Genomic DNA, 25,630 nt, shown 5'->3' with positions numbered 1-25,630 from the left:
TGCGCGGTGCAAATCACTGCCCGCGCACGGGATGCACGGATTCTGGAGGAAACGGCCTGCGAATCGAGACGAAGTTTTTTAAATCACGCGCGAGAGAATCTGCAGCGGAATTTGCAGTTTTTGGTATGCGCATCCGCAAAGCTGCGGGCGCCTTCCCGAGCGATGGGCGACTTCTGCAAGGCACGTTGAAAAAATGAAATGCATACCCCGCTTCATGAAAATATCTTAAAAATCGAAGCGGCTATTTTTACAACGTCAGATAAAGAAAAACTAAATGCGGCGCAGCGTCGGAAAATCTGGCCGGGGAACTTTCCCGGTATTCAACGAGGTGTTGCGCTGCAGCAGCTGACCGCGCATCGCCTGCATGGGGTAATCCTTCCGGATGAGACGGACGCTGTGCGCGGTTTTTCACAAAACCGGTACGCTCGCAAGGTTTGCGAAGTGTTTTCTGTTTTCCGTAGAGCGATTCATGCAATCCGCGTCCGATAGCGTCAACAGCCCGGCGGCTGTGGGTGTCAACCTGATCGACTTCTTCGATGTCACCCCCACGTCATTGTGGCTGGAGGACTACAGCGATCTGCACCGCCTCTTTGCCCAGTGGCGCGCCGCCGGCGTAACCGACCTGCAGCGCTTTCTGGAAGAGGACGTATCTCGCGTGGCGGCGTGTTCGGCCTGTATCAAGGTGCTGCGCGTGAACCGGCGCACGTTGTCCATGTACGCCGCCCCGGATACGGAAACCCTCACCGCGCGCCTGGCTGACGTGCTGCGCGACGACATGCTTGAAGCGCACGTGGGCGAACTCGTCCAGCTCTGGTCTGGCGAGCCGTGGTTCGAAAGCCGCAGCGTCAACTACACGCTTGACGGCCGCCGCCTCGACATCCTGCTCAAGGGCGTTGTCCTGCCTGACCACGATCAGCCGTGGGACCGCGTGCTGGTGGCCGTGGACGACATCACCGAACTCGAAGACGCCCGCCGCCGAGCCGCCGCCAGCCAGCTTTACGCGCGCGGCGTGTTCGAGCATGCACCGGTGTCGCTGTGGGTGGAGAACTTCAGCACCATCAAGATGCTGCTGGACGAAGTGCGCATGCAGGGCATCACCGATTTCCGCACGTTTACCGATGTGCATCCGGAGTTTGTCGAGCGCTGCATGCAGGAGATCCAGGTGCTCGACGTGAACGGCTTCACGCTGGAGATGTTCAAGGCGCGCAACCGCAACGACTTGCTTGGCCGCTTGCCGGAAATCTTTCGCGACGACATGCGCCCGCACTTTCGCGAGCAGTTGATCGACCTGTGGGATGGCAAGCTCTTCCAGCAGCGCGAGGTCGTCAATTACGGGCTGGATGGCAACACGCTGAACATCCACCTGCAGTTTTCGGTGTTCCCCGGCCGCGAGAAGGATTGGGACATGGTGCTGCTGGCGCTGACCGACATCACCGCGCGCAAGAAAGCCGAGTCGTACCTGGAATATCTGGGCAAGCACGACGTGCTCACCAAGCTGAAGAACCGCTCGTTCTACGTAGACGAGATCAACCGGCTGGAGCGCAAGGGCCCGTTCCCGGTCACGGTCATCATGATCGACCTGAACGACTTGAAGCGTGTGAACGACCAGCTCGGCCACGCCGCAGGCGACGCGCTGCTGCGTCGCGCCGGCGAGGTGCTCAGCAAGGCCATCGACAAACCTGCACACGCTGCGCGCATTGGCGGCGACGAGTTTGCCGTGTTGCTGCCCGGCGCCGACGCACACGCCGGTGCGGCCTTGGTGGAAAGCCTGCGCAAGTTGGTCGAACTCAACAACCAGTTCTATCCGGGCGCGGAGCTTGGGTTTTCCATGGGCTGCGCCACCTGCCACGAAGGCGGGCGTCTGGAAGAAACGCTGCGCGAGGCCGATGTCGCGATGTACGAAGACAAGCGGGTGCAGCACGAAGGCAGGCGTCTGGCATAACGGCGGAGATCTGTGCGTCGGGTGCGCTACTGCTTCTTCTCTCTTCAGGCGCCAGCCGGCGCAAAAAACCGTTCGTGCAGCTCTTCCAGGCCCAGCGTGCTGATCACCTCGTTCAGCCGCTCGGTCGGGCGGCGACGCGGCAGATCTTTGTATTGCGCGATGATCAGTTCGTTTTTCATCGAGTGTTCCCACCCGACGAGTTCCGTCACGCTGACCTGATAGCCGTGCGCTTCAAGCTGCAGGCAGCGCAGCACGTTGGTGACCTGGCTGCCGAATTCGCGCGTGTGCAGCGGGTGGCGCCAGATTTCCGTGAGCGCATTGCCGAGCGACTTGCCCTTGTTCTTGCGCAGCACGCCGGCCACCTCCGCCTGGCAGCACGGCACGAGCACGATGTATTGCGCATGCTTTTCGAGCGCAAAGCGGATCGCATCGTCCGTGGCGGTATTGCACGCATGCAGTGCGGTCACGATGTCGATCGTGGCCGGCAGCTGTTCAGACGTAATCGACTCCGCCACCGACAGGTTCAGGAACGACATCCCCTTGAAGCCCAGCCGCGCGGCAAGCTCGGTCGACTTGGCGACCAGTTCTTCGCGAGTCTCAATGCCGTAAATGTGCGAGGTGCCATCGCCCGGCTGCTCCTTGCAGAACAGGTCGTACAGGATGAAGCCGAGGTACGACTTGCCTGCGCCGTGGTCGACCAGCGTGACATGCCCCTTGGTTTGCTGCACGTCGGCCATCAGCGGTTCGATGAACTGGAACAGGTGATAGACCTGCTTGAGCTTGCGGCGGCTGTCCTGGTTCATCTTGCCGTCGCGCGTCAGGATGTGCAGTTCCTTGAGCAGCTCGATCGACTGGTTGGGGCGGATTTCGTGGGTCTTGTTGGACATCGTCAGGACAGCCTGGGCGACATGTCGCACGGAATGGGATCGGTGCGGCGGCGCGGAGAAAAACGGAAAGAGGGCGCCAGTTTACCGAAAAGCGGGGTGGGCGACGGCAAGCGCACCAAAGGGGGGATGCGCGCCCTCGTTTGCCCGCGCCCAGTCGGGATGTGACAATAGCGCCCCGCTTGTCTGCCCCGCGCGATTCGATCCGTTCCTCCCCGCATGTCCGAAACATCCAATGCCCCTCTCGTTGCCGTCATCGGCGCCGGCCCCGCCGGGCTCATGGCCGCTGAAGTCCTGTCGCGCAACGGCGTGCGTGTGGAGGTGTTCGACGCAATGCCGTCGGCCGGACGCAAATTCCTGCTGGCGGGCATCGGTGGGATGAACATCACGCATTCGGAGCCGATCGACGCGTTTCTCGGCCGCTATCGCACGCGGCGCGAGGCGCTGGCGCCGTTCATTGGCCGCTTCAGCCCCGATGCGCTGCGCGCGTGGATTCATGGGCTGGGCATCGACACGTTTGTCGGCAGTTCGGGGCGTGTCTTTCCGACCGAGATGAAGGCGGCGCCATTGCTGCGCGCATGGCTGCACCGGCTGCGCGAGGCGGGCGTGCAGCTGCACATGCGGCATCGCTGGGTGGGCTGGGCAGAACCGTCGGACCACGCGCAGGTGCTGCGCTTTGAAACCGCCGGCGTTGAACGGCTGGTGCAAGCCGATGCCGTGGTACTGGCCATGGGCGGCGGCAGCTGGCCCCGCCTGGGCTCCGACGGCGCCTGGGTGCCGTTGCTGGAGGCGCGCGGCGTGCAGGTGCAACCCTTGCAGCCCGCCAACTGCGGGTTCGACGCCGATTGGAGCGCGTATTTCCAGGAGCGTTTTGCTGGGCAGCCCGTCAAGTCGGTCGCCATCGGTTTGCGCTCGGGCGATGACGATGCGCTGCAATTCCGCCAGGGCGAGTTCGTCGTCACGCAGACCGGCATTGAAGGCAGCCTTGTCTATGCGTTGTCGGCGCCCATTCGCGATGCGCTGGCCGCAGAGGGCAGTGCGACGATCTGGCTTGATCTTGCGCCAGGCTGGAGTGCGCAACGTGTGACAGATGAACTGATGCGCCCGCGCGGCGCGCGTTCGATGTCGAGCCATCTGCAAAGCAAGCTGAATATCACGGGCGTGAAGCTCGGCTTGCTGCGCGAGTGCCTGAGCAAGGAAGCGTTTGCCGATCTGGCTCAATTGACCAAAGCCATCAAGGCGCTGCCTTTGCGGCTCATACGCACGCGACCCATCGACGAGGCGATCAGCACCGCAGGCGGCGTTGCATTTGAAGCATTGGATGCAAAGCTGATGATTGAGCGTCTGCCGGGCGTGTTCTGCGCCGGCGAGATGCTCGACTGGGAAGCGCCGACGGGCGGCTATCTGCTGACGGCGTGTTTTGCGAGCGGCGCCGCTGCGGGGCAGGGCGCGCTCGACTACCTGGCGACGATGGCGCGCTGAGTCACTGGTTTACTGGCGGGCCTTCAGGCGCCACAGCGACGTCACCTCGGCAACCCGGGCCCGATAGAGCGGGTCGTTTTCATCGGACGCCTTCGGGTGTTTCGGCTTGATGTCTTCCCGGCCCACCACCTGCAGGCCGGCCGCGTCGATCATCGCCAGCAGGGCATCGCGCGTGCGCAGGCCAAGATGCTCGGCAAAGTCCGACAGGATCAGCCAGCCCTCGCCATTCGGCTCCAGATGGGCGGTGAGGCCGTCCAGGAAGCCGCGCAGCATGCGACTGTCAGGGTCGTAGACGGCGCGCTCGATGGGCGAGCTGGGCCGTGCCGGCAGCCACGGCGGGTTGCACACAATCAGCGGCGCTCGGCCTCCGGGAAACAAATCCGCATCGACAACCTCAACCTGGGTCTGCAGACCGAGGCGCTCCACATTCTCACGTGCGCAGGCCAGCGCGCGCGGGTCCTGATCGGTGCCGATGACGCGTTTCACGCCGCGTTTGGCGAGCACCGCTGCCAGCACGCCCGTGCCCGTGCCGATATCGAACGCCAGGGTTTTCGAAGGCAACGGTGCATTCGCCACCAGCTCGATGTATTCGCCGCGCACGGGCGAGAACACGCCGTAGTGCGGGTGAATGCGCTCACCACCGAGCGCGGGAATCTCGACACCCTTCTTGCGCCACTCATGCGCGCCGATCAAGCCAAGCAGCTCACGCAGCGAGACGACGGAAGCGGTATGGCTCGTGCCGTAAGCCTCCGTGCAGGCGTCGCGCATGTCGGGGGCGCGGCGCAGCGGGATCGTGTAATCCGCATCCAGCGGAATCAGCAGCATGCCGAGCGTGCGGGCGCGCTGCGATTGCGCCTGTCGATGCAGGTTGAACGCATCGATGGGCGAGGCGGGTTCCTTGCGCGCCTTGCCAGGTTTGCGATCCGTGCGGCGGGACATGGCCTGCAGCAGTTGGCGCGCGTTCTGGAAATCGCCTTGCCAGAGCAATGCCGTGCCTTCGCACGCGAGGCGGTAGGCGGCATCGGCTGTGGTGCGATCGTCTGCGATGGCCACGCGCTTGGGCGGCGGGTTGCCGGCTTCGGAGCGCCAGACGGCGGTATGGACGGCGTCGCTGCTGGCTTCAGGGCGGTCGTCGGTCCAGGTGAGGGTGGGGTGATCGGTCACGGCAAATGGGCGAGAAAGCGGGGAGGGTGCGGTAGTGGGCGACACGATACCGCTTTTTGGGTGCGAGCCGAAGGTTAAGCGGTGATTCCGTCTCCGCAGCCGTGCCGATCACGCCATGCGCGCACGTGTGCCCGGACAAAAGGCGCGGCACTTGGCTACCCTACTTGGCTTAATTCCTTTTATCTTCGTGCTAGCTGCTGGTGGTCTCTATGCTTCTCAAAACTGTGGGGGAAATTGGCTGCGCGAGTCTTTCGTCTTTCCGGTTTCCTGCAGTTTCGAAAGTGCGCGCTACGGGGGCAGTTAAAGCAACCGGTCCAAACGCTGCATTGATAGCGAGTACAAAAATGATCAAAAGAATCTTGCTCTGTTGCCTTGTCTGCGTCGCATTTCAATCAATGAGTTCGGCGGCAGAGCCGCCCACTAGCGAGGCCGCGCAACGGCGTGCCCTGCTGATGGAAGGGCGCTATACCGAACTGGACCGGCAGATGTCTGGCCTGCAGCAGGCCTATGGACGCGGAGCGATCAGCGACGAGCAGTTGTCGGGAGCATTCAGAGCCTTCTACTACTCTGATTCGGCGATGGAAACCAAGCTCGATCAATGGGTCGCGGAGTTTCCACGTTCCTATGCGGCCTTGTTGTCGCGCGGGATCTACTACATGGCGATGGGATGGTCGCGGCGCGGAAGCAAGTATGCGCGGGACACCACCGATGAACAGTTCGCGGGAATGGGCGCGTACCAAAGCATGGCGCTACGCGATTTATCGAAGTCTGTTGAACTGGATCCAAAGCCGATCTTGTCCTATCGGGAAGGGATTGAAATCGGTAAGGCTCAAGGGATGAAAAAACACAACCGGGTGCTGCTGGAGCAGGCGCTCAGGAAGGACCCGCAAACGGTGGTGGTCAGGCGGGCCTATCTCAAGTCGCTACGTTCGAAATGGAACGGTAGCCCGGAAGAGATGGCTGCTTTTGTCGATGAGTGTCGAAAGGCAAATGTGCCGGCAGCGACGCTGAAGGAATTTTCGGCGCTGGCCATTGCGGACAGCGGTTGGGTCAAGATAGGTAAAAAAGACTTTGCGGGCGCCGAAAAGGACTACGCTCAAGCGCTTTCGCTGAACCCGGATGATCGGGATGCACTGACGCAAATGGGCCATGTCCTTATTCGCCAGCAAAAATACGAGCAGGCGCTTGGTCCATTGTCGAAGCTCATCAGCCTCGAGCCGCGTGACACATACGCGCTGTCGGCCAGAGGCTCGATTTATCACCGCATGAAGAAGTCCGACCAAGCCGCAAAAGACTACGCACAGGCCGCAGATTTGGGCGACGCCTACTCCGAAAACGAGCTGGGCAAGTTCTACTGGTTTGGGATTGCGGTGCGTCAGGACAAGGAACGCGCGCTCAAGTTGTTTCGCCAAGCTGCCGAGCAGGGCAATAAAGATGCACAGAACAATCTTGCCTGGGCCTTGACGCAGTGACGAAGAGGCGAGGCAGCCCCGTGCATTTCAGTGCGGGCGCGCTCGCATGCAGGTTTCTTGCGGTAAGTGACTTCGGTGCCACTCATGGACCCCAGTCCGACCCGGCAGGCAGTGTAAACTCCAGCCTTTTTTCGGCACTCGTAGCATGGCGCACGCCCAGCAACGCAGGGCGCTCAGCGGCCCCGCGCTGATCCGCATTCTTGCTCGCTTGACGGACGTCGACGTTTCCGCATCTGCGCAGCCCCTTTCTGACCGGTTGAGCCAATGGCTCAGCTGGACGGATGCCATCACGCTTTCGTCGGCATTGAGCGCGGCACCGCCCGCCAGTGCCTCCAGCACGCGGCCCGTCGGCCCGGACGCCGAAACCATCGGTGGCCGCGTCCGCGCGGCGTTGACGAAGTCCATCGCGTCCAGCTGTGCGCCCGATGCCAGGCCTGGGCCACGCGCGCCGATCCAGAACCCGTCGGTGCCGGTGGTGGTCGACTACGCCGATTTCCGGCAGCGCTACGTGCTGATGCAGCAGACCATGGAACTGGAGATCAGCGACCTGCGTGGCCGCCTGCGGCGCCTGCTGGCTGCCAGGACGCCCGACCTCGCGCGCCTTGCGGTGCTGGATGCCAGCATGGAGCAGGCGCTCGCGGCCCGCGAACGTTCGTTGCTGGGGGCCATTCCGTCGATGCTGGGGCCGTACTTCGAGCGCCTGCGCGCGGCCGAGCAGCAGCGGCAGGCCGAGCTGCCCGCGGAGGGCCCGGCCACCCAATCCACATCCCGCGCCTGGCTGGATGCGTTCCGCAAAGATATGCAGAGCGTGCTCCTGGCCGAGCTCGATGTTCGTTTTCAACCGGTCGACGGGTTGCTCGCAGCCCTTCGCCCCCGCTAAGCGGGACAGACACCATTCATGTCCAGACATCACCTGAATCTCATCGTTTTTTCTGTCGGGCTGGCGGCCTTGGGGTGGATTGCCGTCGGCTACCTCGTTGGCGGAAACCTGCTGGCGCTGGCCGTCACGCTCGTGATCGGTGCCGCCTATGTGGCAGGCGCGCTGGAGCTGCGCCGCTATCGGCAAGCGACGGGCACGGTCGCCCAGGCCGCGGCAGGCTTGTCCGAGACGCCGCCCAATCTGGCGGCATGGCTGGAGCAACTGCACCCGAGCTTGCGCCATGCCGTGCGCCTGCGTGTGGAAGGCGAGCGCGTGGCGCTGCCCGCGCCCGCGCTGACGCCGTATCTGGTGGGCCTGCTCGTGCTGCTTGGCATGCTCGGTACGCTGCTCGGCATGGTGGTGACGCTCAAAGGCACGGGCGCAGCGCTGGAAAGCGCGACGGATCTGCAGGCGATCCGCGCATCGCTGGCCGCCCCGATCAAGGGTTTGGGATTCTCGTTCGGCACCTCGATTGCCGGTGTGGCAACGTCGGCCATGCTGGGGTTGCTGTCGGCGCTGTGCCGGCGCGAGCGGCTGCAGGCCGTGCAAGCGCTCGACGCAAAGATCGCGACCACGCTGCGCATCTACTCGCACGCACATCAGCGTGAAGAGACGTTCAAGCTTCTGCAGCGGCAATCCGATGTGATGCCCGCGCTGGTTGATCGGCTGCAGGCGATGATGACGTCGCTGGAGCAGCAGGGCGCGGCCAGCAGCGAGCGACAGATCGCCGCCCAGCAGGCATTTCTCGACAAGGCGCAGACCGCTTACAGCCAGCTTGCGTCGTCGGTCGGTCAGTCCTTGAAGGACAGCGCAGCGGAGAGCGCACGCGTTGCCAGCGCAGCGCTGCAGCCGGTGGTGGAAACGACGATGGCGGGCCTCGCGCGGGAATCGGCCGCGCTGCAGGAGACGGTCACGCACGCGGTGCAGCGTCAACTGGATGGCCTGTCGACGCGCTTCGAGGCGACGGCGGAGGCGGTCTCCGGTATCTGGAACAACGCCCTGTCGGCGCATCAACGCTCGAGTGAGGCGCTGGTCGGTCAGGTCGGCACGTCGCTCGACCGGTTTGCTCAGACATTCGAGCAACGCTCGGCGCGGTTGCTCGATAGCGTGGCCGAGCGCCTGGATGCCGCCGCAGACGGACTGTCCGCTGCCTGGCGCGATGCGCTGGCCCGCCAGGAACACGCCCACGCCGAGCTGGCCACCCAGAACCAGCGCGCGCTGGAGGCGGCTGCCGCCACGTTCGAGCAGCACGCCGTGTCGTTGCAAGACGCGTCGCGCCAGTCGCATACGGCGCTGCAAGCCGCACTGGAAGCACGAGACGCGCAACGTCTCGCGGCCTGGACCGAGGCGCTCAGCGCAACGGGCGAGAAGCTCGGCCAGGCGTGGGAGAAAACCGGCGCCGATACGGCGAACCGTCAACAAGACATCTGCGATGCGTTGGCGCAGACAGCGCGCGATATCGCCGCGCAGCAGGACGCATCGCGCCAGTCGCATGCCGCGTTGCAAGCTGCGCTGGAAGCACGGGACGCACAACGTCTGGCTGCCTGGACCGAAGCCCTCGGCGCCATGGGCGCCAAGCTGAGCGAGGCGTGGGAAAAGGCTGGCGCCGATACGGCAAGCCGTCAGCAACAGATTTGCGACGCACTGGCCCAGACCGCACGCGACATCTCCGCGCAAACGCAGGCGCACGCCAACGACACGATCGGCGAGATTTCGCGCCTGGTCCAAGCCGCGTCGGAAGCGCCCAAGGCCGCGGCCGAAGTGGTGGCCGAGCTGCGCCAGAAGCTGTCCGACAGCGTGGTGCGCGATACCGCGATGCTGGACGAGCGTGCGCGCCTGCTGGGCACGCTGGAAACGCTGCTCGACGCGGTCAACCATGCATCGACCGAGCAGCGCACGGCGGTGGATGCGCTGGTGGCGACATCGGCGGACCTGCTGGAGCGCGTGGGCGTGCGGTTCACCGATCGGGTGGAGGCCGAGACCGGCAAGCTCGGCGCGGTGGCCGCGCAGGTGACCGGCAGCGCGGTCGAGGTGGCGAGCCTTGGCGAGGCGTTTGGTGTGGCCGTGCAGCTGTTTGGCGAGTCGAACGACAAGCTTGCAGCCCAGCTGCAGCGTATCGAAGCCGCGCTCGACAAGTCGCTCACGCGCAGCGACGAACAGCTTGCCTACTACGTGGCGCAGGCGCGCGAGGTGATCGACCTGAGCATGCTGTCTCAGAAGCAGATCCTGGAAGACCTGCAACGGCTGGGTGACCAGCGCGCGCTGGCCGGGACCGAAGCGGCATGAACGACGAGATTGACGGTGGCATCGAGGCCACAGCACCGGTCTGGGCCGCGTTTGGCGACCTGATGTCGGTGCTGCTGGGCGCGTTCGTGCTGATTCTGGTGGGCGTAATCGGCGTGCAGCTGGAGCTGTCCTCCAAGCTGGAGAACGAGGTCAAGCAGCGCGAGGCCGAGGCGCAGCGCCGCAAGACGCTGGAGCAGGCGCTGGCCGGCCCGCTGGCAGCCGGACGCGTGACGCTCGTCAACGGGCGCATCGGCATCAATGGCAATGTGCTGTTCGCGATCAACTCCGATCAGCTGCAACCCGAGGGCCGCACGCTGATGAAGAGCCTGGCGGGGCCGCTGGCCGCGTATCTCACGTCGCGTGAAGAGATCCTGATGGTGAGCGGGTTTTCCGACGACCAGCAGGTGCGTGCCGGCAATCGGCTGTTTGCCGATAACTGGGAGCTGTCCGCCAAGCGCGCGTTGACCGTGACGCGCGCATTGATCGACGAGGGCATTCCGGCGTCGAGCGTGTTTGCGGCAGCGTTTGGTTCGCAGCAGCCCGTGAGCTCCAATGCAGACGACGTCGGCCGCGCCAAGAACCGGCGTGTGGAGATCGCGCCTGTTCCCAGGCAAGCCGCTTCCAACGGTGGACGTCGTGAGCCGCATTGATGTGTCCGCGCAGGCCACGCTCGACAGCTGGCGCGCAAGCGGCGCGGATCGGCTGGACCGCGTGCGCTTTTCCTTCATCGAGGCGTTGCATCGGCGTGCGGCCGGCCAAACCGGCGAGGCGCGGCGCCTTCTCGATGCGCGGCTCGGCGAGCTGATCGCAGCCTACGCGCAACACGTCGATCGCACGACGGCAACGTCCGACGCGAGCGATGCAAAGGCACCCGCCAACAGCGCGTTGGCCGAACTGCTGCGTGACATTGCCAGCCGGCAACGCTTGGATGTCGGCAAGGCTGCAGATAGCGGTTCTGAGCCTCATCTGCGTGCATTGCCGGAATTGAAGATGCTCGAAGACGTGCGCGAAACCTGGTCCCGCGTCAGCGCCGAGAAACAGTTGCGTGACGCCCTGGACAAGGTGCCCGTGAATGCCGGTCCGCTGAATTCGAGCAGCCTGGTGCATCGGTCGCTGCTATTGATGCGCGAGGTGTCGCCCGACTATCTGCGGCAGTTTTTGTCGTATGTGGATGCGCTTTCGTGGCTGGAACGCATGAGCGGGGATGGCGCTGCCGGCGGCCAGGATGCCGCCCGCAGCAGTGGAAAGGCGGCGCGCGGCAAGGCGCGCTAGGCGTCACAGCACGAAGTCATTCTGCGAGGCGGCATCGGCCGCACGGCCTGCCGGTTCTTTCGGCCGGCAAGCACGCAAAAAAGGGAGCCGAAGCTCCCTTTTTCTTTGCGGCGGCGATCAGCTGTTGACCGCTGCGTCCTTGACCTTTTTCAAGGCGCGGACCTTGACGCGCACGGTTGCCGGTTTGGCTTCGAACCACTGGTCCACACCGGTAAACGGGTTCTTGCCGAAGCGGCGCTTGGTTGCCGGCACCTTGACCGACGTCACCTTGAACAGGCCCGGCAGCGTGAACTCACCCGCGCCCTTCTTGTGCAGCGAAGCCACGATGGTGTTCTCCAGATGGAGCAGCACCGCCTTCACCGCCTTGGCGTCGACGGCAGCTTGTTCAGCCAGATGGCTCACCAGGCTCGCCTTGGTGAACGTGTCCTTCAAGGGCTTGAGGGTCGGCGTCGTTGCAGCAGGCTTCTTTGCTGGCGCGGCCTTCTTTGCCGGCGAGGCCTTCTTTGCAGCGGTCTTGGCAGCGGTCTTGGTTTTGGTGGCCATAGTGAAAATAGATGGTTGGGTAAAGTTGACCATTCAATGGAAGCGACACCTGTGCAGCGCGCTTCGAGCAAGCATAGCAAAGGTTGACCGCCGTGGAGGCGTTATCTAGGCTGTTTTAGGGGCCAGGGAACACTTATTGCATGCGGTTTGGGGTCCATCACCCAGTTAAAGCATCCCAGGTTCAGCACAGACATGTCCCAACGAAAATCGTCGCACAGCGCGGTGAGCCCCAAAAACCGTGCGCCCATACTCGCCCGGCTGCGCCAATCGAAGATGACGCGCTCCACGCATGCGTACGTTCGCGGCAGCACCGCAAAGTTCTACGAGTGGCTGAGCGAGGTGCAGTCGCACACGTTTCCCGAGGGGCCGACCATCTGGATTTGCGGCGATTGCCATGTCGGCAACCTCGGCCCGATCGGCCATACTTCCGGCGCCGCGCGCATACAGATCCGGGATCTGGACCAGACGGTGCTGGGCAATCCCGCGCACGACCTGATCCGGCTCGGCGTCTCGTTGGCGACGGCCGCACGCGGTTCGGACCTCCCTGGCATCGTGACCGCACGCATGGTGGAAGCGCTGATGGCGGGGTACCTGCACGGCATCGACCCCGATGCAGCGTTGCGCTTGCCGCCGCGCCCTGCATCCGTGCGCACGGCCATGAAAGCGGCGACTGCACGTACGTGGAAAGAGCTGGCCAAGGAGCGGCTGAGTGACACGTCTCCATCCATTCCGCTAGGGCGCCATTTCTGGCCGCTCTCACGAGAAGAGCGGCGCGAACTGAAACATCTGGTGAGCCAGCACGAGGTGCTTGCCCTGGTGGCGCGTCTTTACGAAATGCCGGGCGAAGCCTCTGTCAGCATTGTGGATGCGGCGTACTGGGTCAAAGGGTGCAGCTCGCTCGGTCAGCGGCGTTATGCCGTCTTGCTGGCCGTCGATCAGGACCGCGGGCCGCGGTATCGGCTGATCGATATCAAGGAGGCGGGCAAGGCGGCGGCGCCCAGTGCTTCTTCAGGCGAGATGCCCCGGATCAACGGCGAGCGCGTGGTCACGGGCGCGCGCCGTCTTTCTCCTGACCTGGGCGATCGAATGGCATGGGGGCGCATGCTTGGCGGTAGCTTTTTCATGCGCGAGCTGCAACCGCAAGACCTGAAGCTGTCGGTCGACAAGCTGGAGCACAAGGACGCCACGGTCCTGGCCGCATATCTGGGCAACGTCGTCGGCCTTGCGCATGGCAGCCAGATGCCCCGGGATGTCGCGATGGCATGGCACCGTGAGTTGCGGGCGCGTCACGGACGCTCCATCGACGCGCCGTTCTGGCTCTGGTCTTCGATTGTCGATCTGCTTGGGCTGCATGAGCGCCAGTATCTCGAGCACTGTCGCGCCTGGGCAGGCTGATCTGCTGCGCTGCATCTCTCCACGGGCACAAACGCTGCTATCGAGCCTTCGGAGCCATCGCGAGGCAATGATGGAGGATGGCGCTCGGCTGCCGAAGTGCGCAGTCAAGACAGCGGCAACGTGGCGCGGTGCACATGGCGATGGGCGCGCCTATGCAAAGATGACCGCCGTGACCTTGGACGAGGATTTCGACAAACCGGCGGACGTCGTGCTGGGCCATGTTTCGCTGGCCGACTTCATTGCGGCAGCGTGGGTATGTGCGGCGCCCGCCTGACCGGGTCAGGGCGGTAGCGTCATCCCGCATCGCTATGCGATGAGATGAACGAGCAGCGCGCCGTTCAACCCAGCCACCAGCACGGCCCCAACCGTCGCCACTAGAACCAGGCCGCGCCCGGCGGCATGCTGCCCCATCAGGTCCGGCCGGCGTGCCAGCCAGATCAGCGCCGCCATGGGAAACGGCACCACCATGCTCAGAACCACCTGACTGAGCACCAGTGCCTGCGTGACATCCATGCCTGCGCCGATGACGATGAACGCCGGCACCATGGTGATCAGTCGGCGCATCCCTACGGGCAGGCGTACACGCAGGAAGCCTTGCAACACCATCTGGCCCGCCATCGTGCCGACCACGGAGCTTGAGAGCCCCGATGCGATCAGCCCGACCAGAAACAACAGCCCCGCCGATGCCCCGAACAACGGCGCCAGGGTGATATAGGCATCCTCAATGCCGGCCACCTCCGCATGTGCGCCGTGAAACGCGCCTGCTGATACCACCACCATGGCGAGGTTGATGCAGCCCGCGGCGGCCAGCGCTGCCACCACCTCGCGGTTGGAATAGCGAAGCAGTTGCGATGTCTCAGACGCACTCCGTGGGCGCACGCGCGTATTGACCAGTCCCGAATGGAGAAAGAGCGCGTGAGGCATCACCGTGGCCCCGACAATGCCAGCCGCCAACATGAACGCATCGGGCGGCAGTGCCGTGGGAACGAAGGTTTGCCGCAGCGCCGCCGCCCACGAGACAGGCAAGATCCACACTTGGATGATGTAAGAGATACCGATGACGGCCACCAGCGCGCCAATCATCAGTTCGACAGAGCGGAACCCCCGCACTTGCAGCATCAGCAAAAGATAAGTCAGCACACCCGCGAGGACCATGGCGTACAGCAAAGGTATCCCGGTCAGCAGAGCGATACCGACGGCGGCACCGACGAACTCCGCAAGGTCGGTCGCCATGGCCGCAAGCTCGCTGATGAACCACATGCCAAGCCCGGCCGGCGCGGGCAAGTGCGTGCGACAGAGCTGCGCCAGGTTCCGGCCCGTCACGATGCCCACGCGGGCAGAGAGCATCTGGAACAGCATCGCCACCAGGCTGGATGCGAGCACGACCCAAAGCAGTTGATATCCGTATCGCACGCCGGCTTCAATGCCCGTGGCGATATTGCCCGGGTCGATATACGCCACCGAAACCACCACGGCCGGCCCGACAAACGGCGTGAACGTGCGCCAACCACGTCGCCGGCCGTCCAGCGCTTCGCGCGCGTGGGCAATGACGCATCTCGATGCAGAAGAGCCGTCGGGTTCAAGCGCGAGACTGTCGTCCATGGATTCTCCAGGATAGGTGGCGCGGGGCCCTTCGCAACGCTCGTACCCGATGGCTCGCTGGCCAAGCGTGCAGCGTGCGATGGAATGGGTGTTGCGGAGAAGGGACGGGCCATGAAGGCACCCATCCTTTCCGGAGAACACCCATGTTCATGCACAACAAGCGATTGCAGTACACCGTACGGGTCAGCGAAACCGATCCTGGCTTGGCCAACCTGCTCCTGGAGCAGTTCGGTGGCCCGCAAGGCGAGCTTGCTGCCGCCATGCGCTATTTCACGCAAGCCGTGGCAGAAGAGGATGCAGGCCGCAAGGACATGCTGTACGACATCGCGACGGAGGAGCTGAGCCACCTTGAGATCATCGGCACCATCGTCGCCATGCTCAATCGCGGTGCCAAGGGGGAATTGGCGGAAGCGGTGGATGAGCAGGCGGAGCTGTATCGCAAGCTCAATGGCGCCGGTAACGACAGCCATGTGACGCAGGTGCTTTATGGTGGGGGCCCATCGTTGACCAACTCAGCAGGCGTTCCGTGGACGGCCGCCTACATCGATTCACTGGGCGAGCCGACGGCGGACCTGCGTTCGAACATTGCGGCCGAAGCCCGCGCCAAGATCATCTACGAACGGTTGATCAACGTGAGCGACGACCCCGGTGTGCGCGATGCGCTTGGCTTTCTCATGACGCGCGAGGTGGCGCACCAGAAGTCGTTCGAGAAGGCGCTCTACGCCATCAACGGCAACTTCCCCCCCGGCAAGCTGCCGCCGGTGCCGGAGTTCAGCGATGCGTATTTCAAGATGTCGCGCGGTGGTCCCATCGTGCAGGCACCGTGGAATAGCGGTACGGGTCTTGAGTTGGTCGCAGACCCCCCGATGCCTGCGGACGGCGGAGACGGCAACGCGTCGGTCAACCTGACCGATGCCGAACTGGCTGCGCTGGAGGCCATGAAGACGCGTCTGGCTTCGGACCCGGCTGTCGATCCGACCACCGGTGCGGAGCTTGGTGAAGCGAAGGGGTGATGACCGCATCCAGGCCCGGGTGCAGCGTCACTCGGGCCTGGACATTGCGTCTGCGTCAGACACCGCGCGTTTCAAGCCCGAACAAACATGGAGGCGCTCATGCATATGCGAGAACTGCTTGCGATCGCGGCGCTCACCCTTGCCGTGATTGCCATCTACTCGCTCGCCCGCGGCCTACCCGCCGGCGTGTTCGGGGCAGGCGAACAACAACGCGCGCCGATTCACTCGAGAGTCGATCCCCCGCACGAACAACGAGAAGTTGCGCCTTAGCTCGGCAGCGGCCAGACGCGGTCGTTGGCGATAGCAAAGAGCGCTTCCCCCGGCTCGGGCGGTGCGGTCCACAAACCTGTGAATTCGCCAAATGCGGGCAGCAACGCGCTGGTGGGACCAAAGCGAAAGCATGGCAGCCGGAGCCGGTCCTTTGCGCGTCCACTGATGACGACGCCCGGGTGCACGTGACCGGCAATGACGTAGCAATCGGGCACCACCTGCGGCTCATGGCATAGCGCGAAGGGGCCGATTGGCCACGGCTCTTCCACCACGTTGAAGTGCAAGCCCGCAGGCGGGTCGCCCGCATGACGGTCGTGGTTGCCGCGGACCAGCGTGCAGGCTACGTCGGCGTGCCGGGTGCGCCAGGCGACAAGGGCGTCCAGCGCTGCGTGTGCCTCGCGCGCGTGGAGGAGGTCGCCCAACCACGCGATCTGTGCGACGGGCAGCCGCGCCAGCATCGCATCCAAGCGGGCGATAGCCTGACCGGTGCTTCCGGTGGGCACCGGCACGCCGCGCGCGCGGAATGTCGCGCCCTTGCCGAAGTGCGCATCGGCCACCATCAGCATGCGTCGTGCGGGCCACCACAGCGCGCGCTCGGGCAGGAGCCATACGGTTTCGCCCGCGCACCGGATGACGAGGTCCTGAGGAGGCGTCATAGCAGTGGGAGCGGCTTCGAAGTCTTGCGTGGCCGGCGCGTGCGGCGGCTGGACTTGCCTGCTGCGTCGGGCGATTCGGTCAGGCGCAATGCGGCCTGTACATCTGTCTCGATCTCCGGCCGTGTTGCGGCATCCGGGTCGGTGGGCTCGGGACCGGCGGCGCGTTCTGCTTCGGCCAGCATGCGTGCGATCCGATCAGCGAGCTTCTCGGTTGAAAGCTGCTCGCGAAAGCGCTCCACCATCAACGGAAAACCGAACGGCGAAGGCCGCTTCAGTGCGCAAAGCTGGAGCTGCAAGCCGCGCATGCGGACGAGGGCCGCTTCGATGCGGTCGAGGTCCAGTTCCTGGCGCAGCACTTCGGTTTCGGCCTGCGACAGCAGCAAATTGCCCGGGTCGTGACGCCGAAAGACTTCATAGAACAGGCCCGAAGATGCCTGCAACTGGCGCGCGCTCTTGTGCGCACCGGGGTAGCCCTGAAACACCAGACCCGATACGCGTGCGATCTCGCGAAAGCGGCGTTGCGCCAGTTCTCCGGCGTTGAGGCTGGCCAGCACATCGTGCATCAGCGTGTGAGTGGCAAAGAGTTCGCCGCTGGCCAGCAGCGCCGGCCAGTCGATGGGCGTGGCCGACAGCAGTTCGAGGCCGTAGTCGTTGAACGCGAGTGAAAAGGTGGCCGGCGTGCGATTGGCTGCGCGCCAGCCTAGAAGGCTCGCCAGGCCCAGGTGCGCATGCCGCCCGGCAAACGGGTAGAGAAAGAGATGCCAGCCCTCGCGGGAGTGCAGCGTCTCGGCGACCAGCGTTGCCGTGGTGGGCAGCGCAGACCAGCGCGCCTGCAACTCCAGCAGCGGCCGCGCGGCCTCCATTTCGGGGCTGTCGAAGCGGGCATGTGCCGCCGCATCGAGTTGCGCCACCACCGCGTGCGAAAGCTCGTTGGATAGCGGCATGCGGCCGCCGTTCCAGCGCGGCACCGCAGCGCGTTTGCCGGTGGCGCGCCGCACATAGGCGGTCATGTCCTGCACGCGCACCAGTTCCAGCAGGCGGCCGGCAAACAGGAAGTTGTCGCCGGGGCGCAGCCGCGCAATGAAGCCTTCTTCAATCGACCCCAGTGCGCCGCCACCGGACGCGTGCCACCAGCGCACGGTCATCGTTGCATCGCTGACGATGGTGCCGATGCTCATGCGGTGTCGCCGCGCGAGCCGTGCATCGGGCACGCGCCAGATGCCGTGTTCATCGGGCATGACGCGGTGGTAGTCGGGGTAGGCTGTGAGCGAGTGGCCGCCCTGTCGCACGAAATCGAGCGCCCATTGCCACTCGTCGTCGTGCAGATCCCGGTAGGCCCAGGCGCGGCGCACTTCCTGCAGCAGCGCGTCGGGCACAAAGCCGCCGCCCAGTGCGACCGTCACCAGATGCTGGACCAATACATCCAGCGGCTTGTGTGGCGAGGTGCGGGCCTCCACCTGTCCTGACATGGCCGCAGCGCGGGCCGCAGCGCCTTCCACGAGTTCAAGGCTATGCGTGGGCACCACCGTCACGCGAGAGGGCCGGCCAGGTGCGTGGCCAGATCGCCCCGCACGCTGCAACAGCCGCGCCACACCCTTGGGTGAGCCGATCTGCAGCACGCGTTCCACCGGCAGAAAGTCCACGCCCAAATCCAGGCTTGACGTGCAGAACACCGCCTTGAGCTTGCCTTGCTTGAGCCCGGTCTCGACCCAGTCGCGCGTTGCGCGGTCCAGCGAGCCGTGATGCAACGCAATCAGCCCGGCCCATTCGGGCCGCGCATTGATGACCGCCTGATACCACAGCTCCGCCTGCGAGCGCGTATTGAGAAACACCAGCGCGGTGCCGGCGCTTTCCAACTCTTCCAACACATGCGGCAGCATCGCCATGCCCAGATGCCCGGCCCACGGAAAACGGCCTACCCCATCGGGCAGCAGCGTATCGATTTCCATGCGCTTCGGCAGGTGGCCTTGCACCAGTGTGCCGGGGGTGGGGGTTGCTGCATCGCCAAGCGCGTCCATGGCTTCCGACAGGTTGCCCAGCGTCGCGGAAAGTCCCCACACGATCAGTTCCGGCGACCACGTGCGCAGCCGGGCGAGCGCCAACTGGACTTGCACGCCTCGCTTGTTGCCAACGAGTTCGTGCCATTCATCCACGACCACCACACGCACCGAGCCCAGGGCCTCGCGCGCATCGGCGCGTGCGAGCAGCAACGACAGGCTTTCGGGTGTGGTCACAAGGGCGGTGGGCAAGCGGCGTGATTGCGCGGCGCGTTCGGCGCTGCCGGTGTCGCCGGTGCGCAAGCCGAGCGTCCAGTGCGGCGCCAATGCCTGTGCGGCTTCGGTCAATGCGCGCGTGGTGTCCGCCGCCAGCGCGCGCATGGGTGTGAGCCACAGCACCGACAACGGCGGTGCGCCGCCACGTCCGCGCACCTGCGCCAGCCGCTGCAACGCCCCGAGCCAGACCGCATAGGTTTTCCCCGCACCTGTGGTGGCATGCAGCAGGCCCGATTCGCCGCGTGCCATGGCCGACCACACGGTGCGCTGGAAGGGCATGGGCGTCCAGCCACGCGCAGCAAACCACGTATCAAGGTCGGGCAGTGCAGGTTCGTTCATGACGGCGGTAACAGGCTTTCCAGCGTCTGCAGCGTATCGGCTTCTGCGACGGGCTTGTCGTGTCGCCAGCGCAGCATACGCGGAAACCGCACCGCGATGCCGCTCTTGTGCCGCGCGCTGCGCGCAATGCCTTCAAAGCCGAGTTCGAATACCAGCGTCGGCGCCACGCTGCGCACCGGGCCAAAGCTCTCCACTGTGGTCTTGCGGATCAGCGCGTCCACCTGGCGGATCTCTGCGTCGCTCAGACCGGAGTACGCCTTGGCAAAGGGCACCAGCTTGCGCTCGGGCGCGTCGGGCGGTGCATCCCATACGGCGAAGGTGTAGTCGGTGTACAGGCTCGCGCGCCGGCCATGGCCCCGCTGCGCATAGATGAGGACAGCGTCTACCGAGAACGGATCGACCTTCCATTTCCACCAGACGCCCACATCCTTGGTGCGGCCCACGCCGTAGCGCGCATTGCGTCGCTTGAGCATCAGCCCTTCCACGCCCAGCTCACGCGAAGCTTCCCGCTGCTGCGCAAGATGCTGCCAGTCGTCGCCTTGAAGCAGCGGAGACAGCTCGAGCGCCGGATGGATGCATTCGGCAATCACGCGTTCGAGTTGCGCGCGCCGCTCGCTCTGCGTGCGCTCGCGCAGATCCTGCCCCTGCCATTCCAGCAGGTCATACGCCAGCAGCACGGCCGGCGCTTCCCGCAGCACGCGCGCATTCAGCGTCTTGCGGCCGATGCGTTGCTGGAGAAGCGCAAACGGCTGTACGCGGCCCGCATGCCACACCACGATCTCGCCGTCGAGCACGGTGCCGGACGGCAGCACCTCCGCCATGGCGGACAGTTCGGGAAAGCGTTCGGTGATGAGTTCCTCGCCGCGTGACCACAGCCATGCGCTGTCGGCGCGGCGCACGAGCTGCGCGCGGATGCCGTCCCACTTCCATTCGATTTGCCATTCAGCGGGCGCGCCGAGCAGGCTATCGAAGGCGTCCACTTCGGCCTGCAGCGGGTGCGCAAGAAAGAACGGATACGGGTGCCCGGTATCGAGCGCGTGGCCGTCGACGCTGGCATCGGCCAGCAGCGCCCGGTAGCGCTCCGCGGTGGGCGCCTGCCCGATGTCGGTATAGCCCATCAGCCGTTGCGCGACGTGCTTGGGGTCGGTGCCGCCCACCTCAGCCAGCGCGCGCGTGACCAGCAGTTTCGACACCCCCACGCGAAACGCCCCCGTGATCAGCTTCATCAACACCAGCCGCGCATGCAGCGCGAGCCCACGGCACAGTTCAGCCAGACGCGGCAGCACCACTTCGGGTGGCTGCCCGCGCAACGGCAACAGGCGGGCTTCCATCCATTCGGCCAGGCTGGCGTCATCTGCGTGATCTGCATCGGGCAGGACGAGCGCGATGGTCTCGGCCAGGTCGCCCACGGCCTGGTAGCACTCGTCAAACAGCCATTCGGGCAAGCCGGAGCTGGTCTGCGCAAAGCTGGCGAGCACGCGCACCGGCACCAGTTGGCGCGGCTTGCCGCCAGCCAGGAAGTAGACAGCCCACGCAGCGTCGGCATCGGGCGCGGTGCGCAGATAGGCCACCAGTGCGGCCAGCTTGCCGTTGCTCGATGTGGTGGCGTCGAGCTGCGCGTACAGATCGGCAAAGGCTTTCATGACGCGGGCGTGTCCTCTGGCGCGCCTGCGGTGGGCGTATCACCTGTTCCGGTGGCATCGCTTTCTTCGGCCTCGTCGCCATACTCGGTGGCGAAGGCGCGCGCATCCAGGCCGCGTTCGCACAGCCACCGCACCATGGGCGCGACCTGTCCGTGCGTGACATAGACACGCGTGGCCCCCGTGGCGTCGATGGCCTGCAGCAAGCCGGGCCAGTCGGCATGATCGGACAGCACGATGCCGCGATCGACGCCGCGCCGCCGACGTGCGCCGCGAAGCTGCATCCAGCCGCTGGCAAACGCATCGGCATAGTCACCAAAACGCCGCATCCACGACGTGCGTTGTGCGGAGGGCGGTGCCAGCACGAGGGCACGCCGCAAGTCCGCGCGTGGCACGTCGGTCGCGAGTTGCGTGGGTGGCAGCGCCACGCCCGCGTGTCGATAGGCGGCATCCAGTTGCAGCATGGCGCCGTGCGAAACGATGGGCCCAATGCCGGTATCGAGGCCAGAAAGAATGCGCTGCGCCTTGCCGAACGCGTAGCAGAACACGACGCTTGCGCGCCCCGCGTCGGCATTGCCGCGCCACCATGCGTTGAGCTGCGCAAAGATCTCGGTCTGCGGCCGCCAGTGGTAGATCGGCAGCCCGAAGGTGGATTCGGTGATGAAGGTATTGCATCGCACCGGCTCGAACGGCGTGCAGGTGCGGTCCGCCTCGACCTTGTAGTCGCCGGACACGACCCACACTTCGCCGCCGTATTCCAGCCGCACCTGCGCGGAGCCCAGTACGTGCCCCGCCGGATGAAAACTCAGCCGGACGCCGTGGTGGACGATGGATTCGCCGTACGGCAGCGTCTGCAGGGGGATATCGGCACCCAGGCGCGCGCGCAGCACGCCGGCCCCAGGGGCGGCAGCGAGGTAGTGCTGGTGCCCGACGCGGGCGTGGTCACTGTGGGCGTGCGTGATGACGGCGCGGTCAACCGGCCGCCATGGGTCAACGTAGAAGTCGCCTGCCGTGCAATACAGGCCGCTGGGCGTGGTTACGATCAGGTCCGCTGCGCTGGTCATCGATTGCTCTCATTAGATGCCCCCTCATCCGACGCCCGCGACAGCCGCCCGCGACAGCGTCAGCGCAATGGCCGCTTGCGTACGGGCTCGGTACGCATGTCGGCCGGGCCCCCGGGCCCTGCGGCGGCGGCACCTGGGCCGGCCGAATCACCACCACTAGGCTGACGCGTTCCCGCGGAAGTGTCCGCGGGCTGCGTCGCGGGCGACTTCGGTGCGGAGGCCGGCATGGTGTCCGGATACCGCGACAAGGAGTGCTTTGCCGTCTTGGGTTGAACCGCTGGAGCGGCGTCTGGCGATGCCGGGTGCGGCTCAGCCGGCTGTGCAAGCGAAAGCCCGCTGCCGGACGTCGATACCAGAAAGAATAACCAACCTGCGGCTGCTTGTTTTGCTGCTCGTAATCCCTGATGCATGCATAGGCTCCGTTGCGCTCCCGTGGAGGAAGCAGCCGGCATGCCAGGCGTGCTGGCGGGCGATTGCAGGGCGGTTGTGGAGCGGTTGTGGAGCGGTCGGGGGTCGCGGCTGAGGAGGCGGTTGGCCATTTCTTCAAGGGTGGGAAAAAGGACGGTCAGCGGCCCTGGACCTCCGAAAACCGGTGAGCGCTACTTCTCAGCTGCTGAGCGACCAATCCAGAATTTGATCTGTATCAGCCAGCGAAGGCCAGCATCGACATACCGTGGGGTCCTATTAGAAAGAGCCATCCAATAGGCTAAAAACGGGGGAGCATCATGCTTGAGCATCAACCAGACGAGGTGGTCGCCGCCGCTCTTTGGGAACTGGAGTCCTCGGTGTGCCGTGCATTACCCAGAGGAGCGCTCGTCAGGTCGGCCCGAGCCCACTGCGGCGGCTATGACGTGGCAGCGAAATGGTCGATGTCGACAGTCCGTGGAAATCGGCAGGAATGTGCGTTAGCCGTGCATTTCAGCCTGGCAGAGGCCAAAGCGTACTGCCGATTGAACCACCCAAGACGGGAGGAGATCTGTCGGCGCGTGAGCGAATGGCTGTGCGTCCAGTTGGAATTTCAGGGCGGAGAGTTGTGCGCAGACACAGGCTACGACCTGGTGCTCACCGCGCCAAACGTCTTCTTTCTCGATGAGCGAGACGCCATTCAAGTGGGCCGTGAAGACCGGGAACACGATTTTTCGCTCTATCGTGGCGCGTCATTGCCGCCACTGACGTGAGCGGAAGTTCTGTCCAACAGCGGCTGGGTTCTGTCCTGTCCGCTGCTTGACTCTCTAAACGCAGGTTCGTTGTGCGCCGTCAACGCACGGGGTTACGCAGCATCTACCTTCGAATGGCGGCCCGTCAATGTGGGCATGCGGAAATGCGGAGGCCTTATGCGCGAGTGGATCAGCGAAGCCGAGACGACTTGTCTGCGTGAACTCCAAGATGCGCTAACTGAGACGCTGCCCCGTCGCGCCGTCCTGCGACTTTAAGGCGATGAGCTAGACGGGATAGGCGTCCACGCGTGGTGGATAGTAGAAGGCCCGCAAGGCGCCAAGCAGGTCAACTCGTTTTCATTTCACCTGACGGAGTTGATGTTGCAGGCCTACTTTCACCAGTCGATCGACGCTCGTGCAAGTACGTGCGGGCGATTGAAGGATTGGGCGCACTGGGCGCTCGAAGGCGCAGAAGAGACCGACGACAACGAGATGGGCTTCGATATCTGCGCGGTGGTCCCCGGAAGCATCTTTCACCCAAGCGGCCATTTACAGCGGCCGTGACAGCTCGGTCGCAGGGCGGATAGCGCTTTGCGTCGTTGTTCACATTGGGTGGCGGGCAGAGGGCGTAACTTACAGCTGGGATGGGCGGCGGAGCCTCTGGGGCTTTTCTAGCTAGCATCGCTCCACGACGCTCCCTGATGAGAGTAGGACGTCGGCCTTCTCATGTGAGTCAAAGGTTTGCTTCTGATAGAAAAAAAGCGCCCCTGCACACGACTCGGGCGCAGACGCCTTCATCCCTCCGGAAGAGCGTCAGAAAACGCAGAGCACGCAACAATAGGGAACCATTGAATATTCTGCGTTCTTTCATTATCAGTGGATTGAAAAGAAACTTAACCACCCATTAGAGGGGAGAAGCGTACTCTCCGTTGAAAGCCACCTAGCTGAACTGGTTTCGAGTCGGGAAGTTATGCGATGGTCATCGTAAAACCACAGTGCGGCCATCGTGATTCAGTAGATTGGATTTCAAAGTGGCTGCGGTTCAATGCGTTTCAACGTCGCGCTCTTCGACTTCTGGCGCCGTGACGACTCGATTGCGCCCTGTGGCTTTTGCCAGATACAGTGCCGCGTCCGCCCGCGCCAAGGCAACCTCCAACGTATCTCCGGGCATGACGCATTCGACCCCGGCGCTGAATGTGCAGCGGACGCCTTCTGTTGGCGATCGTTCGACGGCAAGCCGCAGTTCGTTTATCAACGCCGCTGCGTCTGCCTTTTGTGCATCCACGCAAATAATCGCGAATTCCTCCCCGCCTAGACGCCCGAAAAGGTCGCTCGACCGCAGTCGTGCGGTCACAACAGATGCGACGTGTCTAAGGGTCCGATCTCCGACTGCATGGCCAAAAGCGTCGTTGACGGCTTTGAATTTGTCGATGTCCAGAATGGCGATCGATACCGGCTTGCCCTTTGCAACCGCTTCGCGAAGCACCGCGTTCGCCTTTTCGATGAAGGCTCGTCGCATCAGTGCACCGGTCAGTTCGTCGATACTCGCGAGCTGTTCCATTCTTCGCGCGAGCTGATCATGTGCAAGCATCACCATCCCGGTTGACAGGCACGGCAACGTGACAATTGCGAGCCCGAGAAACAGAACGTTCCAGGGCGAGGGATCCAGAAGAGCCATTTGCGGCACACCGAAGCCTCCAGCGACGGCCCGCGCGATATGAAATAACGCGCCCAGATAGGCGGCCGCCGCAACGAATCGATATGGGTAGCGCGCACCGTCACGCGGCGCGTGACGCAGCGCCAACGTACCCACAGCGATTCGTGAATAAGCGAGCAAAATGGAGACGAGCGCGATCTTCGCACCGAAGTTCGGCGACGCGTAAGTAAAGTACACCAACGCTGCGAAGGCGATGGCGAATGCCGCAGTTTCGTCGTGCCGTACGTAACTCATGCCGAAGAACTGCCGCATCCCCTGCACGAGCAACAGCATGGCCGTCAGCGCAATCAACGCAGCCCCAATGGTCGTGAACTGTCCTGGCTGAGTACCGGCGACCAACATCCACACCAAAGCAGTGGCCAACAGTGCGTGAGCCAAGCACCAGCGACCTATACCCATCACCCCAGTCCGAAGCAGCGAACCAAGGATGGCCACGCTCATCAGGCAAGACATGATCACAATACCTACCAGAATGAGGGGGCTGAGCATGAGATCGGGGTGGTGACAAAAAATTGGCGAAACAAGAGGAGCGAAACCGTA

At 64.2% G+C, this 25,630-nt stretch carries 20 protein-coding genes; 11 read left to right on the top strand and 9 right to left on the bottom strand.

All coding sequences use genetic code 11. The features are described 5' to 3' along the window. Positions 1 to 198 precede the first annotated feature (198 nt). Entirely contained in the window at positions 199 to 489 is a 291-nt protein-coding gene (locus tag CFE42_RS06340) for a hypothetical protein (protein WP_193747924.1), read from the top strand. Then, positions 470 to 1,942, top strand: a complete 1,473-nt coding sequence (locus tag CFE42_RS06335) for a diguanylate cyclase (protein WP_004631543.1) — start codon at positions 470 to 472, stop codon at positions 1,940 to 1,942. Before CFE42_RS06340 ends, CFE42_RS06335 begins: the two co-directional genes overlap by 20 nt. A 44-nt stretch (positions 1,943 to 1,986) precedes the next feature. Here CFE42_RS06335 and CFE42_RS06330 read toward each other — a convergent pair whose 3' ends face one another. Continuing rightward, entirely contained in the window at positions 1,987 to 2,829 is an 843-nt protein-coding gene (locus CFE42_RS06330; RefSeq protein WP_004631544.1) for an SAM-dependent methyltransferase, read from the bottom strand. Between the two features lie 216 nt (positions 2,830 to 3,045). On the opposite strand from CFE42_RS06330, the gene CFE42_RS06325 reads away from it, so the two are divergent. After that, positions 3,046 to 4,308 carry a TIGR03862 family flavoprotein gene (locus CFE42_RS06325; protein ID WP_004631545.1) on the top strand — a complete coding sequence of 421 codons (1,263 nt, stop codon included), beginning with the start codon at positions 3,046 to 3,048 and terminating at the stop codon, positions 4,306 to 4,308. Positions 4,309 to 4,317: 9 nt separating this feature from the next. On the opposite strand, the gene CFE42_RS06320 is transcribed toward CFE42_RS06325, so the two are convergent. Next, positions 4,318 to 5,472, bottom strand: a complete 1,155-nt coding sequence (locus CFE42_RS06320) for a class I SAM-dependent methyltransferase (protein WP_004631546.1) — start codon at positions 5,470 to 5,472, stop codon at positions 4,318 to 4,320. Positions 5,473 to 5,816: 344 nt separating this feature from the next. Here CFE42_RS06320 and CFE42_RS06315 point away from each other — a divergent pair, with 344 nt between their 5' ends. The 5 genes from CFE42_RS06315 to CFE42_RS06295 all read left to right on the top strand — a co-directional run bounded on the left by CFE42_RS06315 (position 5,817) and on the right by CFE42_RS06295 (position 11,421). Further along, complete coding sequence (locus CFE42_RS06315; RefSeq protein WP_024541786.1) at positions 5,817 to 6,944, top strand: DUF4034 domain-containing protein; 1,128 nt, start codon at positions 5,817 to 5,819, stop codon at positions 6,942 to 6,944. 145 nt (positions 6,945 to 7,089) lie between these two features. Then, complete coding sequence (locus CFE42_RS06310; RefSeq protein ID WP_004631548.1) at positions 7,090 to 7,824, top strand: DUF3348 domain-containing protein; 735 nt, start codon at positions 7,090 to 7,092, stop codon at positions 7,822 to 7,824. Positions 7,825 to 7,842: 18 nt separating this feature from the next. After that, positions 7,843 to 10,149 (top strand): DUF802 domain-containing protein, encoded by a 2,307-nt coding sequence (locus tag CFE42_RS06305; protein ID WP_004631549.1) that lies wholly within the window; start codon positions 7,843 to 7,845, stop codon positions 10,147 to 10,149. Further along, positions 10,146 to 10,799, top strand: a complete 654-nt coding sequence (locus tag CFE42_RS06300; protein ID WP_004631550.1) for an OmpA family protein — start codon at positions 10,146 to 10,148, stop codon at positions 10,797 to 10,799. The genes CFE42_RS06305 and CFE42_RS06300 overlap by 4 nt, the downstream gene beginning before the upstream one ends. After that, entirely contained in the window at positions 10,777 to 11,421 is a 645-nt protein-coding gene (locus tag CFE42_RS06295; protein ID WP_238563803.1) for a DUF2894 domain-containing protein, read from the top strand. The genes CFE42_RS06300 and CFE42_RS06295 overlap by 23 nt, the downstream gene beginning before the upstream one ends. A 117-nt stretch (positions 11,422 to 11,538) precedes the next feature. Here the strand turns inward: CFE42_RS06295 and CFE42_RS06290 are convergent, their stop codons facing one another. Further along, positions 11,539 to 11,964 (bottom strand): HU family DNA-binding protein, encoded by a 426-nt coding sequence (locus tag CFE42_RS06290; RefSeq protein WP_004631552.1) that lies wholly within the window; start codon positions 11,962 to 11,964, stop codon positions 11,539 to 11,541. 192 nt (positions 11,965 to 12,156) lie between these two features. On the opposite strand from CFE42_RS06290, the gene CFE42_RS06285 reads away from it, so the two are divergent. Continuing rightward, a complete protein-coding gene (locus tag CFE42_RS06285) occupies positions 12,157 to 13,359 on the top strand; it encodes a DUF2252 family protein (RefSeq protein WP_004631553.1) in 1,203 nt (400 codons plus the stop codon). A gap of 306 nt (positions 13,360 to 13,665) precedes the next feature. Here the strand turns inward: CFE42_RS06285 and CFE42_RS06280 are convergent, their stop codons facing one another. Further along, positions 13,666 to 14,961, bottom strand: coding sequence for an Nramp family divalent metal transporter (locus CFE42_RS06280; protein WP_004631555.1), 1,296 nt, complete (start codon positions 14,959 to 14,961; stop codon positions 13,666 to 13,668). 143 nt (positions 14,962 to 15,104) lie between these two features. Between CFE42_RS06280 and CFE42_RS06275 the strand changes: the two genes are divergently transcribed. Beyond that, complete coding sequence (locus CFE42_RS06275) at positions 15,105 to 15,974, top strand: manganese catalase family protein (RefSeq protein WP_004631556.1); 870 nt, start codon at positions 15,105 to 15,107, stop codon at positions 15,972 to 15,974. A gap of 266 nt (positions 15,975 to 16,240) precedes the next feature. On the opposite strand, the gene pdeM is transcribed toward CFE42_RS06275, so the two are convergent. From pdeM to CFE42_RS06255, 4 genes are read right to left on the bottom strand one after another with little or no spacing between them, the layout of a single operon-like run. Then, positions 16,241 to 16,900 (bottom strand): ligase-associated DNA damage response endonuclease PdeM, encoded by a 660-nt coding sequence (pdeM, locus tag CFE42_RS06270; protein ID WP_004631558.1) that lies wholly within the window; start codon positions 16,898 to 16,900, stop codon positions 16,241 to 16,243. Next, a complete protein-coding gene (locus CFE42_RS06265; protein WP_004631559.1) occupies positions 16,897 to 19,512 on the bottom strand; it encodes a ligase-associated DNA damage response DEXH box helicase in 2,616 nt (871 codons plus the stop codon). Before CFE42_RS06265 ends, pdeM begins: the two co-directional genes overlap by 4 nt. Further along, positions 19,509 to 21,155 carry an ATP-dependent DNA ligase gene (locus tag CFE42_RS06260; protein WP_004631560.1) on the bottom strand — a complete coding sequence of 549 codons (1,647 nt, stop codon included), beginning with the start codon at positions 21,153 to 21,155 and terminating at the stop codon, positions 19,509 to 19,511. Before CFE42_RS06260 ends, CFE42_RS06265 begins: the two co-directional genes overlap by 4 nt. Next, a complete protein-coding gene (locus tag CFE42_RS06255; RefSeq protein ID WP_004631561.1) occupies positions 21,152 to 22,216 on the bottom strand; it encodes a ligase-associated DNA damage response exonuclease in 1,065 nt (354 codons plus the stop codon). The genes CFE42_RS06260 and CFE42_RS06255 overlap by 4 nt, the downstream gene beginning before the upstream one ends. A 725-nt stretch (positions 22,217 to 22,941) precedes the next feature. Between CFE42_RS06255 and CFE42_RS06250 the strand changes: the two genes are divergently transcribed. Then, positions 22,942 to 23,394, top strand: coding sequence for a hypothetical protein (locus tag CFE42_RS06250; protein WP_004631562.1), 453 nt, complete (start codon positions 22,942 to 22,944; stop codon positions 23,392 to 23,394). A 1,021-nt stretch (positions 23,395 to 24,415) separates the two neighbouring features. Here the strand turns inward: CFE42_RS06250 and CFE42_RS06245 are convergent. After that, the gene (locus CFE42_RS06245) at positions 24,416 to 25,579 is read right to left on the bottom strand and encodes a GGDEF domain-containing protein (protein ID WP_004631563.1); all 1,164 of its coding nucleotides are present in this window, start codon (positions 25,577 to 25,579) and stop codon (positions 24,416 to 24,418) included. Between the last annotated feature and the right edge of the window lie 51 nt (positions 25,580 to 25,630).

Origin of the sequence: Ralstonia sp. PBBBR1 (genome assembly GCF_002256165.1) — a bacterium.
Classification (GTDB): Bacteria; Pseudomonadota; Gammaproteobacteria; order Burkholderiales; family Burkholderiaceae; genus Ralstonia; species Ralstonia thomasii.
Note: the sequence above shows the minus strand (reverse complement) of the source record. Positions and strands in the feature narration are given on the sequence as shown.